The sequence below is a fragment of the Streptomyces sp. NBC_01092 genome (assembly GCF_045039535.1).
Lineage (GTDB): Bacteria > Actinomycetota > Actinomycetes > Streptomycetales > Streptomycetaceae > Streptomyces.
Window position 1 is genome coordinate 10,875,242 of sequence record NZ_CP108659.1, and the last position, 13,516, is coordinate 10,888,757.

Sequence of the window (13,516 nt, forward strand, 5' to 3'; positions counted from 1 at the left end):
GCGAGTGAGCCTCTTTCATCCTGCCTCTGAAGGGCTATGAAGGCTGGTCAGTGGGGTGGTGAGGTGACGAAGCCCCCCGTCGTTGGTTGTGGTGATCTCACTCAACACGACCACCGGCCGGGGGGCTTCGTTGGTTCCGTATCCTTCCATGCTCGACGTCCCGCACGAGCTCGTTGAGCACGTTGGGTGGCTCATCTACGCCCGAAGGCGTGAACTGAACTCACCGTGGCGGAAGCTGGGTTGCTTCAAGCAGGCCCTGCTCGTCCTGGCTCACCTGCGGAGGAACGAGACGTTCGCCCAGGTGGGAGCCGGGTTTGGCGTCTCGGAAGCGACCGCGTGGCGGTACGTCGACGAGACACTCGAGGTCCTCGCCGCGTGGGCGCCCGGCTTGCGCGAGGTACTGCTAGGCCTGGGGGAGGGCGACTTCGTCATCCTCGACGGCACGTTGATCGGCACGGACCGCGTCGCCGCGGACGAACCGTACTACTCGATGAAGCACCGCAAGCACGGCGTGAACGTGCAGGTCATCGCCACCCCGGACGGCACACCTCTCTGGCTCTCCCGCGCGCTGCCGGGCCGCACCCACGACCTGACCGCCGCCCGGGCACACGGCATCGTCCAAGCGTGCCTGACCCGCCAGATCCTCATCCTGGCCGACCGCGCCTACCAGGGCCCCGGCGCCACCGTCCGCACCCCCTACTACCCCGCTCATCGAACCAGATGGGAGACTTTTCCCTGAACGCTGTTTCGCACTACTCTGAAGGCAAAGGCGTTCATCATGAAAGCTCAGCAGTATGAAACATCGAGTCTCTCTCACCAGCCACCAGAAGCGAGTTCGCATTCACCCCTTCAAGGGCACAGATCGGTCACAAGGCATACCCGGCCAGCAGGGCTGAAAACACCAGCCACTACCCTAAAATCCTTGCTGACACCATTCATGGCGCTTCAAGGAGACCTTTTCCTATCGACTTCCCTTAGGGCTTCCTCCACCAGCGCAACCTGTCCCTGTAGCGCTTCCGCTCGCTGGCACTCTCGAAGACATATGTCTGCAACTTGTCGTGCCGGGCCAGATCCATTCTCTTTGTCGAGATTACCCACCCTGCGCCTATATTTCACCATGGCGAGAATTTGAGCCTTGAGGTGTTCCATCACCAACACCGCCAATTCGGCGGGATGGCGATGCAAGGCCTCTTCGTATCGCCAGCAAGCCGGGGACAAATCGAAGAGCCACATCTTGGCGGACCGTTGAAAATCTGCACTTCCTGGGAGGGATACGGTGCCCGGCCAATGGTAAGTCGAAAATCCATTTCGGCGATCATCGGGTGATGGCGGCCGCATAGCCATAGACTTCTCCTTAATTCCTTCGCAGGCCGAAGTGAATCTACGCGCCTTCGATGCCGGGTGCCGTGCATGCCACTCCCAATCCGTTGCCGTCACCTTGCGTGGCATCGCTCGCACGTCGACTCCCCTGGCCTCTCTCTAAGGGATCTACTGGAGATCAGAGAAAGACGATCGGAGTTCCGATGGCGTTACGCATCATACCCAGCGCCCACCCCTTGGTGTCGACAAATATTGAGCTATCGCGACGATTAAGGCATCGACGGGCACCAGTCGTGCCCGAAAGGGAATCCTGAGCCTGCTTGTATTAGAGTGGCTGGCCGGGAAACAAGTCGTGTGTGGCTTCCCGGTACGGATCACGGTTGCGTCCAGGGACGTGGTGTACGGGTCGACCTGGTCCCGGGGCCCGCTCCAGCGTTGCCGCCGGCTGATCTTGGAGGTGTCGACGCTCGAACGAGATCATCACGATGACCGCACCAGACAGCGTGCCCCTGCACCACACTCGCCGAGGACCAACCTCACCGCGGCGAGTCCTGCCTTTCTGCACGCGATGGTCAAGACGTTCACCGACGCACTGCTGTCCGCCAAGGCCGATGCTTTGTGCAATGCCGAATATGACCAGGTCAGCGAGGAGAAGGTCAAGCACTGCAAACGGATATCGCCTGCGCGAGTGAACCTCGTTCATCCTGAGTAGTCGCAGGTCAGCAGGGTGTGGATGGCTTGGACGGTGCGGCTGAGGCGGTTCGTGGAGCAGCGTGCTCGACGGAGGATCCGCCAGGACTTCAGCTGGGCGAAGGCTCGTTCGCCGGGTGCCCGGAGTCGTGCGTGGTCACGGTTGAACTGCTGGTAGTGGAGCGGCTGGATGCTGTGGTGGTAGTAGGGGGTGCGGACGGTGGCGCCGGGGCCCTGGTAGGCGCGGTCGGCCAGGATGAGGATCTGGCGGGTCAGGCACGCTTGGACGATGCCGTGTGCCCGGGCGGCGGTCAGGTCGTGGGTGCGGCCCGGCAGCGCGCGGGAGAGCCAGAGAGGTGTGCCGTCCGGGGTGGCGATGACCTGCACGTTCACGCCGTGCTTGCGGTGCTTCATCGAGTAGTACGGTTCGTCCGCGGCGACGCGGTCCGTGCCGATCAACGTGCCGTCGAGGATGACGAAGTCGCCCTCCCCCAGGCCTAGCAGTACCTCGCGCAAGCCGGGCGCCCACGCGGCGAGGACCTCGAGTGTCTCGTCGACGTACCGCCACGCGGTCGCTTCCGAGACGCCAAACCCGGCTCCCACCTGGGCGAACGTCTCGTTCCTCCGCAGGTGAGCCAGGACGAGCAGGGCCTGCTTGAAGCAACCCAGCTTCCGCCACGGTGAGTTCAGTTCACGCCTTCGGGCGTAGATGAGCCACCCAACGTGCTCAACGAGCTCGTGCGGGACGTCGAGCATGGAAGGATACGGAACCAACGAAGCCCCCCGGCCGGTGGTCGTGTTGAGTGAGATCACCACAACCAACGACGGGGGGCTTCGTCACCTCACCACCCCACTGACCAGCCTTCATAGCCCTTCAGAGGCAGGATGAAAGAGGCTCAGTGGGACACTAGGTCCTGAATCGAAAGTGGATCTTGTGACATGAATAATCGTCCTTCATGACACGGGGAGATCTCACTAATGAACAGTGGGCGGTGTGGAGCCGTTGTTGCCCATGGGGACAAAGGGAGAGCTGCCTGGTTGGCCCCGCGGCAACTGATCGACGGCATACGGTTCCAGGTCTGTGCCGGTGTTCCGGGCAGGACGTGCCCGTCGGGTTCGGGCCGTGGAGCCGGATCTACGACCCTGTTCCGCCGATGACACCGTGACGGCACCTGGCACCAGGTCCTCACCCGGCTCCAGTCCCTGGCGGACGCGAAGGGCGCGATCACCTGGGACCGGAGCGTCGACTCCACGGTGTGCCGCGCTCATGAGCATGCGGCCGGGACCCGGAGGCAGGGTGACCTACAGAAGGAACCGCCGGGCGGTGTCTTCATTGAGCCCTCCCTTGATCGGACTGGGGCGCCCGCGCGGCGGGTTCACCACCAAGCCGCGCCTGGCCGTCGAGCAGGGCCAGAAGCCCATGGCTATCGTGGTGACGGCCGGGCAGTGCGGCGACTCGCTGCAGTTCGAGCCCGTGCTGGAGAAGGTCCGCGTGCCCCGCATCGGGTCGGGCCGGCCACGCGTCGGCCCCGTCGAGTACGCGCTGACAAGTTGTACGCCTCTCGCAAGAACCGCGCCTACCTGCGTCGCCGCGGGATCCGATGCACCATCCCAGCCAAGGTCGACCAGGCACGTAACCGAAGGGAACTCGGGTCCCGCGGCGGCCGACCACTGCGCTTCGACCTGGCCGGCTACCGTGAGCGGCACGCGGTCGAGTGCGGGATCAACCGTCTCAAGAGGCACCACGCCGTCGCCACGCGTTACCACATGCTAGCGGTCCGCTACGAGGCGAGCATCCTCATCGCAGCCATCAACGAGTGGCGATGACCCAAAGCCGTCACGCAGCGGGATCCACCTTCCACGCCTCAGGCAGATCGCTGCCGCAGAAGACGCAGACGAAGTCGTCATCGCGCAACGATGTTGTGCTCTTGGCAGCCAGGGCACCTCCGGAACACAACCTCATGGGTGCAGCCGGACGGCCGCCCGAGTGCTACATCGTCCAGAGCACCAGCGACTGCCGAACAGGAGTGTCGGCGTCAGCTGAAAAGTGGTTCTGGATCACTTTCAGTGCCGAAGCAACGGAGGGTCACCACAAGCGCGATCATGAACGGCCTCGCGCCGCGAGAAGGACCCGTTTGCGGAGCAGATCGAAGTTGGCCCGGCCGAACATCTGCCGCTTCAGCATCTTGATCTTGTTGTTGTGGCCCTCGACGGCGCCGGAGCTGTAGCTAAGGCTGAGCCCGGCGACGACGGCGTCGAAGTCCTGGCCCAGGCCGTTGACGAAGCCGTGCAGGGCAGGCAGGTCGTCGGCCTGGGCATGCTCGATCCACTGGTCGAGGTGCTGGCCTTGGCGGTTGTTCATCAACTCGGCGAAGGCGCGGACGTGTTCGGCGGCCTGGTTGAGTTCGGGGCAGCGGGCAAGGATCTCCTTGAGCTGCTGGGCCTGATCGTCATTGAGCCGGTCTGGGCGGCGGGTGATCCAGCCGGTGACGTCCCGCACGGACGGCGCTTTGCGGGGCGGATCGTCGTGCGGGAAGGCTTTCCGGAGCCGCTGCACGTACTTCTTCACCACGCTCTCGCCGCCGGGGTAGCCGCGCTCGCGGAGTTCCTCGAACAGGCGGCGAGCGACGGTGCAGCCCTCCGCCCACCGCTGATGCAGATAGGGCTTGTAGGGATCGAGGACACTGGGGCGCCCGGTCCACCGCCCGACGAGGAGTTCGTCCGCATTGGTCGCGTGTGCGAGCCGGCGGACGGTGTTGCGGGCCAGCCCGAGCTGACGGGCGATCGCCCGCAGCCCGAGTCCCTCGTCCAGCAAGGCGTGAACGGCCGAGTGGTGCTCGCGCACCCGATCCGACAGGCGGCCGGACTGTCGCGGCTCGGATGGAGACTCCGCCGCAAGTCCGGCGGTCGCCGGCGGGAGGGCCGTGCGGACCGGGGCGATGTCCTCCGGTTTGCGGAGCAAGGCCCGATGCTGGACGACAGTCTTCTCGACCGCCTCGGCGAGGTTTTTCCAGATGTGCCAGCGGTCTGCGACATGGATCGCGTCCGGGGCGCCGAGCCGTCCGGCCTCTGCATAGGCGACGGAACGGTCCCGGCAGATCACTTCGACACCGGGATGGTCGGCCAGCCACCGGGCGACCGTCGCCGTGGTCCGGTCGGGAAGCAGATCGACCGGACGACGCGTGTCGATGTCGACCAGGACGGTGCCGTAGTTGTGGCCCTTGCGCAGCGCGAACTCATCCACCCCGAGCACCCTGGGGACATGCGTTGCGGGATCCGGCAGACGGCGTATCAGCCGCAGGAGCGTCGACCGGCTGGCCTGGACCGCGAGCGTATGCGCCAGACGGGCGCCAGCACGGCCGGCCAGCATCACCGCCAGCCGCTCAAGCACCGCTTGTAGACCGGCACTTCGCCTACCGTGCCGGAACGTCAGCCCGTCGACCTGCTCGGCGAACGTCGCCTGCGGACAGGCGCCCTGGCAGCAACGGAACCGACGGACCTGTAACTCGATCACCACAGGGCGCCCGCCGACCGCACTGTCGGCGAGGCGGCGTACGTACCGGCTGTGCACCCGGGCCGACACCGTTCCACATGCAGGACAGCCGGCGCGCTCCGCTGACGCGCGTGCCCGCACGACCACCAACTCACCGTCAGGTTCGACGTCTTCGATCAGAACACCTTCGACCTGGTGGAACCACAGGTCCTGGAGAAGCGCATCCACGGCCGTTCATGATCGCGCTTGTGGTGACCCTCCGTTGCTTCGGCACTGAAAGTGATCCAGAACCTGAAAAGTGGACCAGTGGCGACGCTTGAAAGTTGACCGACTCCGGCAACATGAACGGCAACCTGCATCGGCCCCACCGCTACCACCATGGTCTCCAGCGCGTCTTCTACCGCTCCGCGATGATCAGCATCCGCAGCTGCTCGGAGTCCCGGATCTTCTACGACCGCAAGAGAGCCTAGAAGAAGACGCACAACCACGCTGTTCTCGCGCTCGCCCGCCGCCGCGTCAACGTCCTGTTCGCCATGATCCGTGACCGGCAGTGCTATCAACCCCCAACTCCCGTCGCCCCTGCGGCTTGACAACAACATGAGGAGGTGTCACCGGGCCCGGAGGGCGCCGGTAGATCGCTCATAGGGGCAGGAGCGCCGGAACTTCTGGCAACGCTCTTGGTCACGTGGTTGCCGGATGTCGGCGCCATGCCTTGGCCGGGAAGACAGACCCTCATCTTGTCTTTTATCTACATGGTCTGCCAGGTACACCGACGGCCTTGAGGGTCTCGGGGCGTCTGATGGTCTTGCCGACGTCGTAGCCGGCGACGAGCCGCCGGCTCTTTGAGCCGAGGGGGCATCCAGGACCGGTTCCGGTCGATTGAGGAACACGGGCCGGGCAGAGCTGGCACTGAGCCGGCGGAGCGTGTCCCGGATTGGGGGCCCTAAATCTCTCGATTCCCACAGCCCCCTTCACCCAAGGTCTGACGAGCTTCCAGTGCGAAGGGCCCAGGTAGCGCCGCCCCGTGTGGCCTTCCCCAGGCCGTCCCAGGCCCGCATCCGGCGGCGTCGGAGTCCCTTTTCCCTCTACATGGCCGCCACATCAGGTTGTGGGTTGACCTCTTCCCTGCGAGGTCTGGCAGGAACGATCCACCGCGCAGTGCAGTCGCCAGAACCGGTTCTGCGCTCGGATTCGTTTGCGGCCTCGTCTGATGCGCCGGATTGAAGCTGAAGACGTACCTCCCGCTCTCGCTTGCGCGTTGCTACCACTCGCTGCGGGCCAAACGGGCACCACTTTTCGGGCAGGCGATTTTCGGCCAAGTTCCGTTGGTAGCGTCCGACCTCGGGGTGCTGGGCTGGCAGTCGTAGAAGCAGAAGGCCGCAGCCCAGGAGGCCGCCCCTTCAGGGACGCGGCTAGACACCCCACCACCCTGGACCACAGCGTGACGAAGCACTCACGGCATGCAAGCATCCCCGTAGGACTGTCGATGATCATGGAAGAGCTCCCATTCCAGCCTGCCGTACCTGCTGGGTCACCCCTGACTTGGCATTGTCATTCGCGAAGTAGGGACAGGCGCACTGTCCCAAGGATTGCCCCTGGGACTTGCGCTCGATTCTCCCTGGAGGCCCTCCGTGCCCCAGCTTGAGGTAGTGGGCGGGGCGATCGAGTATGTAGTCATCAACGGCCGTAACGACAGGGCACCATTGGTGTTCCTGCACCATGGTCTGGGGTCCATCGCGGGCTGGTTCCGGATTTACGCCCCCATAGCTGCCGCGACCGATAGAAAAGCACTGATCTACTCTCGGCATGGGTATGGCCACTCGGCACCTGCGACAATTCCCCGTTTGGTGAGCTATCTGGACCACGAGTCGACAGTCGTACTACCCGAAGTTCTGAAGCGAATGGGCTTCGAGGAGCCGGTTCTCGTCGGTCATGGTGATGGGGCGGCCATCGCCCTTCTGTACGCTGCACGCTCTCCCAAGAAGTTGCCCGGACTAGCGCTTATGGCTCCACTTGTCTCCGTTGAGGAGCATACATTGAAGGGGATTCGCGCCGCCGAGGCCGAGTTTATCAATGGCGATCTGCGGGCAAAGCTGGCACTTATTCATGACAATCCCAACGCGGCGTTCTACGGCTGGCACGACGTCTGGCTGTCTCACGAGTTCCGTAACTGGGACATCGCCCACCAATTTGATCCGGTCACGTCGCCGACGCTCGTTATCAGCGGATGCCGGGATGAGTTCGCCAGCAGCTTTCAAGCCGACGCTTTGGTACCTCTGTCGGGCAGCCTTACGTCCAGGGTGGAAATTGCGGAGGCGCCGCATGAGATACACCTCACGCATCCCGAAGTAGTCACTAGGACGATCATTGAGTTCCTCGCCGCAACAAGCCCTGAAGGCCCGAATGTCCCTGCAGTCCAGACCCTTGCGCAACGGGGGACGTCATGAGCGGTCGCCTGGATGCCCTCCTCTCCATGGCCGCTACGCGGCAGCCGGACCGGCCTGCACTCGCTAACCCTGCCGACATCCTCATCCGCAAAGGACTCCACACCGTCAGTTGGGCGAAAAGGTCCCCGACGAGGGCCGGCGCGATCTTCCACACGGCGAGCAGAATCGGAAAGTTACAGGGCACGATCGCGCCCACGACGCCGACCGGCGTGCAGCGGGAGACGACCCGCCGTTCCGGCGTGTCGACCAGCGTCTCTTCGGGGAGCGACTGCCTGGCGATCTCGTGAAACCAGGCGACGGATCCGAGGACCTCCCATTCGGCCCCCGCACGGGGCTTGCCCTGCTCCCGGGTGAGGAGAGCCATGAATTCCTCGGCGTGCTCGGCGAGCCGGTCACCGATGGCCGACACGATGGCCTGGCGTTCCTGGAGCGGTGTCGCCGCCCAGCCACGGAAGGCCCGCCGCGCCGCAGCAACCCCCTCGTCGAGCTGGGCGCGAGTCGTGACCGGGACGGAGGCGATCACCTGCCCGGTTGCCGGGTTGTACACCGGCGCCGTCATCGGGGACGTCGCCGCCCTTCCCTCGATGGTCGATACGTAGTCCCTGTCGAAGCTGATGCGGGCTGCTTCGGATTCCGCGGGGCGCGCCATCGCGTTACCTCTCTCGGCCGGTGCCTCTGCTCCGCACCTTTGCGGAGCAGCTCCACACTGCTGACCAAGCAGCAGGCCGGAGTGTTCCGATCTCGGACGCTCCGAGCCGAGCCGGAGAAGACACAGTGGTACTCAGCCGGGGATTCCCAGCCATGGTATCCGCAGGTTTGGGGATGACGAGAGCGGGAGTGCTTCTCAGGCGGTGGTCGGAAGGGCGGCCCAGTGGGTGGTGCCTTGGGGGTGGGGACGGGTCCCGTGGGCAGTAGTGACGGCGTCGATGATCGCCATGCCGCGTCCGTGTTCGTCGGCCTCGCAGGAGGCCGTCCACGCGCCTTCGCCGACGGCTGGGCCGCCGTCGGCGACTTCGACCCGGAACTGCAGATGGTCAGGCTCGCGGATCAGGTGCAGGGCGAGCGGGGGCCGTGCGTGTTCGACGGCATTGGTGACCAGCTCGGAGACCACCAGCAGCGCCGCCTCGCTCGCCTCCTCGTCCACATGCCAGTCAGCAAGGACCGCGGCGATGACCTCACGCGCAGCACCAGCCGCTTGCGGACGGTGCGGAAGCGACCACGCAGCGTCATCCACTGAGCACAGAGGAGCCAGCCTGATCGCCGACCCCGGCATCGGCGTTCCCCGTCCGTCCGGAGCACCAACGGCAACAACGCTGGACTGGTACCCAGCGGCGGCGCCACCGGTCTGTGCAGGGAGCCTGTCAGCTGTCCTTGCGTACATGAAGACCACTTCCTAGCGGATTCACCTCCTTCAGCCTGTTCCTCCACCAACCCCCGCACACCGAGGAAACTACCGATATGCCTACGTATTCCGCTCGACGAGACCGCCAACATCTGGAACCAAACCCTCGTCCCCAATGGCGTGGCGGGGCCACCGCCATCCGAGTAGTGGGCCGGGACGGGCACGCCTTCACTGAAACAGTGCGCTCCGGCTGGTGGCCGATTACGACCACGACCGGGCCGTCGCACTACGGGTAGGCATTCATGAGCCACCCGACGGACACCAAGATCACTAGCTGCGATGCCGCTGCGCCGACCGAGGCTTTACGCGGAGGTGCAAACTTCGTGCAGACGTGGGCGGCAGTCAGGCCATGAGTGACGGCTCTCATGTCGCAGCCCACTGACGCGCGGATGATATTGCCGTCCCCGCCGCATTCGGCTCAGCAACAGGGAATCGGGATCCGGAGTCCGGCCCTAGCGAGGTACCGGATGAGGAGCTCATGCGGGTGCTGTACCGCGAGCACGCGAGTCCTCCGTTCGCCTACGTCCTGCGGCTGGTGTCGGGAGACCGCCACCGCGCCGAGGACGTCGTCCAGGAGACCCTGGTACGTGCCTGACGCGACGCCGAGCTGAACCGGACCACAGGTTCCGACTGGCCCTGGCTCATGACGGTGGCCGCATCGTCATCGACGGCCACCGCAGCCGCCAGGCGCGCCCGCAGGAGGTCGATCCCTCCCCCTGGAACTCACGCCTGCGGAGGACGTGCTGATGGCTGTGGTCCGGCCTGGCAGCGGTGGACGCCGGATCAGCTCGGCGGCTGACTTCGGCAGCGGGGTCGCTGAGCGATCGGCAGCGGAACTGGCCGAACCGTTCACCTTCATGGTCGGCACGGACAATGTGCTTCGACTAGCGTCTCGGCGAAGCGAGCACGTGGCGTGAAGCTTCCCCGTGAACTTGGACACGCGATCTTTATGCCACGAGGTCGTGTTGGTGTCGTTGCCGTGCCTCGGCTGGGGTGAGGTAGCCGAAGACCCTGTGCTTGCGCAGGCGGCGGTTGTAGATCGTTTCGATGAAGTCGAAGACCTCGGCGCGGGCGGTGGCCCGGTCGGGTCGGGTGCGAGTGCCGGTCTCTTTGCCGATGGCCCAACTTGTGTATTTCGGCTTGGAATTGGCTGCTGGTGTATTCGCTGCCGCGATCCGAATGCGCTGTGCAGCCGGGCCGGAGCGGCCGTTGCCGGCAGCCATCTGCAGCGCGTCGACGACGAGAGTGGCGACATGGTGGTCGGCCATCGAGCAGCCGACGACCTCGCGGGTGGCCAGGTCCAGCCAGCAGGTGAGGTAGAGCCACCCCTCACCGGTGGGCAGGGCGGTGATGTCGCTGACCAACTTCGTTCCCGGCTGATCAGCGTAGAAGTCGCGGCCGATCAGGTCCGGAGCCGAACCGTGCCTTCTTGTCCGCCCGCGTCAGCGAACGACGCTTGCGGCGGGTGACACCCTGGATGCAGTACTCGCGCGCGATGCGGGCGATACGTTTGCGGTTCACCAGCCGGCCCAGGCGCCCTAATTCGGCGTGGCCGCGCGGGACGCCGTAGGTCTGACACGAGCCGACATGGATGACGGTGACCTCGTGGGGGAAAGCTTCTCGTGTCCAGTAGAAGACCGGTGCTGGTGACGACCGCAGCCATGTGGACGTCTTTGTGCGTGTCGACTCCGAGCAGGACCTGTTCGTGCTGATCAGCTGTGTCGTGACGTGGATGGCTGCGCTGAGTCATGCTGGGCATGGTCGCGTGTCTCCTGCTCGCCTCGGGAACACCGGTAGCCGACGCCGGAACGGTGTGGCGGTCAGGACTGTGACGGTGCCTCTCGCGAAGGCCCGAGATGTCCATCGGGACACGTCCACCGTTTCGGTGGCAGCACGCACCGCCTCAGACAGCAGTCGGCAGATCAAACGCAAGGCACCAAGGCCAGTCGTATCGCGGGCCAGACGACCACCCAAGGCGGCACACCAGCATCCTCACAGTCGTAACGGGTCGCGACGGCGTGGTGCCTCTTGAGACAGTTGATCCCGCACTCGACCGCGTGCCGCTCACGGTAGCCGGCCAGGTCGAAGCGCAGTGGTCGGCCGCCGCGGAACCCGAGTTCCCTTCGGTTACGTGCCTGCTCGACCTTGGCTGGGATGGCATCGGATCCCGCGGCGGCGCAGGTAGGCGCGGTTCTTGCGAGAGGCGTACACCTTGCCAGCGCGTACTCGACGGGGCGGACGCGCAGCTGACCCAACCGGATGTGGGCAAGCGGGCTTCTCCAGCACCGGCTCGAACTGCAGCGAGTCGCCGCACTGCCCGGCCGTCACCACGAGTTGCGCTGCGGGACCTACGCGCCGTACGCCACCGCTGTACGTGAAGGAACCAGATCATGGCCTCCAGGGCAAAGTCCTCGCAAGTGGCTCCCCGTCGGTGCCAGCACTCATAGGGTCATGGCTACGCGACACCCCATGCTGTGGTTGGTCGTGGACAGAACCTCCGGTGAACCCGAGGCGGGGGCCAAGTGTTCTGCTGTGGGTGAACAATACGAAGTGAGCATCTATTGATCCGAAACTCAATCGGTTCTATTCGAGGATGTAGCGGACGTGCGGGCCGCCGAAGTAGCCGCGGACGAAGGGTGGCTGACGTTGACGCCGGTGGAAGAACCTGCGTGTCTCGGCGGCGAGCTGGGTCTGGCCGCGGGCCCGACTGTGCATCGGAAGGCTCCATTTGAGGTCGGCGTTGACCAGCTCGTCGGGGTTCGGCTCCGGCGAGTACGGCGGCAGGAAGTGCAGTTCGATCCGGTCGGGGTGATCGGCCAGCCAGGCGCGGACCTTGCGGGAGCGGTGCGCGGAGTGGCCGTCCAGGACGAGGTGGACCTTGTGGTTGAAGTGGCCTGCGAGCCGGTACAGGAAGCGGCACATCACGTCGGCGTCGAAGGTCTCGGTGAAGACCATGAAGTGCATCCGGCCCTTCGTGCTGATCGCGGACATCGCGTTGACCGAGAACCGGTTGCCGCTGCGGCGCACGACCCGGTGCACCCCTTGGCGCCCCAGGTGCGGCCGGTGACCTGATCGGAACGGATGCCGCCCTGGTCGGCGAAGAGCACCTCACCACCCTCAGCCTTCGCCCTCGCGCGGATCGCTCGCCGGCCAGGTCTCCTCCCGCCAGACACGGACCGCTTCCGCGTCCTGCTCGACGGCCCGCTTGTCCGGACGCTGGAAGGACAGGCCCCATCGGCGCAAGTACTTGGCCACCCCTGCTCGGTCAGCCGCACCCGGTACAGCTTCGCGATCAGATCCCCCACCCCGGCCCGCGTCCACAACTGCCCGGCCAACCCCAGTCACACGGACGGTGATCCAGAACGGCCTGCCGGATCGCCTGCCGTTCGGCCTCGCCAAGAAGCTGGTGTTCACCGACCCGACGCCCACGCGGCCGGGCCACCAGCGCCTCACGACCGCCTGCCAGCCACTTCGTCCACCAGTTGTCCACGGCCTTGAGCAAGACCTTGAACAGCGCTGCGACATCCTCACGGTCCCGGCCTGCCACCAGCGCGGCCACCGCCCGCAGTCGAAGAGCCTCCTGCGCCGACGGCGACAACTGCTGTGCGTCCCCCACCAGTTCACTCACACAGAGACCAACGACCCAGAGCACCTACCGTTTCGGATCACTATGCATAAGGAATCCGTGACGGCGCCAATAGTAAGAGCAGCATGCGTCACAGATTTAGTCTGCCCGCACCGCCACATAACCACCGATGGGCGACAGACTCTCACCAGAATGTTGTTACAAAGGCAGAGACCTTCATGCGTCCTAGGAGCAGGAAATCATCCACATAGTTGATGACCGGTGCGCATCGCGCGAAGGTCTACTTGTGCAGTAGAAGAAGATGAGTACTAGAAAGGCCTGGGGCTATTCAAGCCTCAGCGCGCCTCCAAGCGGGCAAACCTATGACTGCACATAACTGCAGAGCTGACTTCCATGGAAGTGCATGGCAGTGAGCTTGGCACGTAAGGTATCGGGTCCAGGCAGCGATCATAGCAACGCCGGAGGGCCATTCAAGCCGCGGTCCGCACCCCGGTCGGCGAGGGTGCGGGCCGCTTTCCTGTGACGAGTGTCGCATGGAGCGGAACGCTGCATAAGCGGCGCCCTCGACGGCCGGCGGA

The 13,516-nt window shown here is 65.0% G+C and carries 9 protein-coding genes and 5 pseudogenes; 6 read left to right on the forward strand and 8 right to left on the reverse strand.

Annotation, left to right across the window (positions count from 1 at the left end; translation table 11 throughout):
• Positions 1–88: 88 nt before the first annotated feature.
• Positions 89–733, forward strand: a pseudogene (locus OG254_RS48435) (transposase family protein); the annotation flags it as partial.
• A gap of 1,044 nt (positions 734–1,777) precedes the next feature.
• Entirely contained in the window at positions 1,778–2,032 is a 255-nt protein-coding gene (locus OG254_RS48440) for a hypothetical protein (protein WP_405594537.1), read from the forward strand.
• Here OG254_RS48440 and OG254_RS48445 read toward each other — a convergent pair.
• Positions 2,020–2,826 carry a transposase family protein gene (locus OG254_RS48445; protein ID WP_405594539.1) on the reverse strand — a complete coding sequence of 269 codons (807 nt, stop codon included), beginning with the start codon at positions 2,824–2,826 and terminating at the stop codon, positions 2,020–2,022. The genes OG254_RS48440 and OG254_RS48445 overlap by 13 nt on opposite strands.
• A 630-nt stretch (positions 2,827–3,456) precedes the next feature.
• On the opposite strand from OG254_RS48445, the gene OG254_RS48450 reads away from it, so the two are divergent.
• Positions 3,457–3,837 (forward strand): transposase, encoded by a 381-nt coding sequence (locus OG254_RS48450; RefSeq protein WP_405594542.1) that lies wholly within the window; start codon positions 3,457–3,459, stop codon positions 3,835–3,837.
• Positions 3,838–3,847: 10 nt separating this feature from the next.
• On the opposite strand, the pseudogene OG254_RS48455 reads toward OG254_RS48450, so the two are convergent.
• Both OG254_RS48455 and OG254_RS48460 read right to left on the reverse strand, forming a co-directional pair.
• Positions 3,848–4,037 (reverse strand): annotated as a pseudogene (locus tag OG254_RS48455) (hypothetical protein); the annotation flags it as partial.
• A 74-nt stretch (positions 4,038–4,111) separates the two neighbouring features.
• The gene (locus OG254_RS48460) at positions 4,112–5,731 is read right to left on the reverse strand and encodes an ISL3 family transposase (protein WP_405576420.1); all 1,620 of its coding nucleotides are present in this window, start codon (positions 5,729–5,731) and stop codon (positions 4,112–4,114) included.
• A gap of 101 nt (positions 5,732–5,832) precedes the next feature.
• Here OG254_RS48460 and OG254_RS48465 point away from each other — a divergent pair.
• Together OG254_RS48465 and OG254_RS48470 are read left to right on the forward strand one after the other, a co-directional pair.
• Positions 5,833–6,093: pseudogene (locus OG254_RS48465) on the forward strand (IS110 family transposase); the annotation flags it as partial.
• 1,041 nt (positions 6,094–7,134) lie between these two features.
• Positions 7,135–7,950 (forward strand): alpha/beta fold hydrolase, encoded by an 816-nt coding sequence (locus OG254_RS48470; RefSeq protein WP_405594544.1) that lies wholly within the window; start codon positions 7,135–7,137, stop codon positions 7,948–7,950.
• On the opposite strand, the gene OG254_RS48475 is transcribed toward OG254_RS48470, so the two are convergent.
• Complete coding sequence (locus OG254_RS48475) at positions 7,868–8,599, reverse strand: aldehyde dehydrogenase family protein (protein ID WP_405594546.1); 732 nt, start codon at positions 8,597–8,599, stop codon at positions 7,868–7,870. The two genes, OG254_RS48470 and OG254_RS48475, sit on opposite strands and share 83 nt — an antisense overlap.
• Before the next feature lie 195 nt (positions 8,600–8,794).
• Positions 8,795–9,184, reverse strand: coding sequence for an ATP-binding protein (locus tag OG254_RS48480; protein WP_405594548.1), 390 nt, complete (start codon positions 9,182–9,184; stop codon positions 8,795–8,797).
• 646 nt (positions 9,185–9,830) lie between these two features.
• Between OG254_RS48480 and OG254_RS48485 the strand changes: the two are divergent.
• A pseudogene (locus tag OG254_RS48485) lies at positions 9,831–10,092 on the forward strand (sigma factor); the annotation flags it as partial.
• A gap of 207 nt (positions 10,093–10,299) precedes the next feature.
• On the opposite strand, the gene OG254_RS48490 reads toward OG254_RS48485, so the two are convergent.
• The 3 genes and pseudogenes from OG254_RS48490 to OG254_RS48500 form a co-directional block, all read right to left on the reverse strand.
• Complete coding sequence (locus tag OG254_RS48490; protein ID WP_405595642.1) at positions 10,300–10,758, reverse strand: DDE-type integrase/transposase/recombinase; 459 nt, start codon at positions 10,756–10,758, stop codon at positions 10,300–10,302.
• Entirely contained in the window at positions 10,733–11,086 is a 354-nt protein-coding gene (locus OG254_RS48495; RefSeq protein ID WP_405595644.1) for an IS3 family transposase, read from the reverse strand. The genes OG254_RS48490 and OG254_RS48495 overlap by 26 nt, the downstream gene beginning before the upstream one ends.
• Positions 11,087–11,935: 849 nt before the next feature.
• Positions 11,936–12,920, reverse strand: a pseudogene (locus tag OG254_RS48500) (IS630 family transposase).
• Positions 12,921–13,516 lie beyond the last annotated feature (596 nt).

What these genes read in the sequence shown, in the direction of transcription:
- OG254_RS48475 (WP_405594546.1), bottom strand. Translation starts at nt 8,599, where the DNA reads ATGGCGCGCCCCGCGGAATCCGAAGCAGCCCGCATCAGCTTCGACAGG.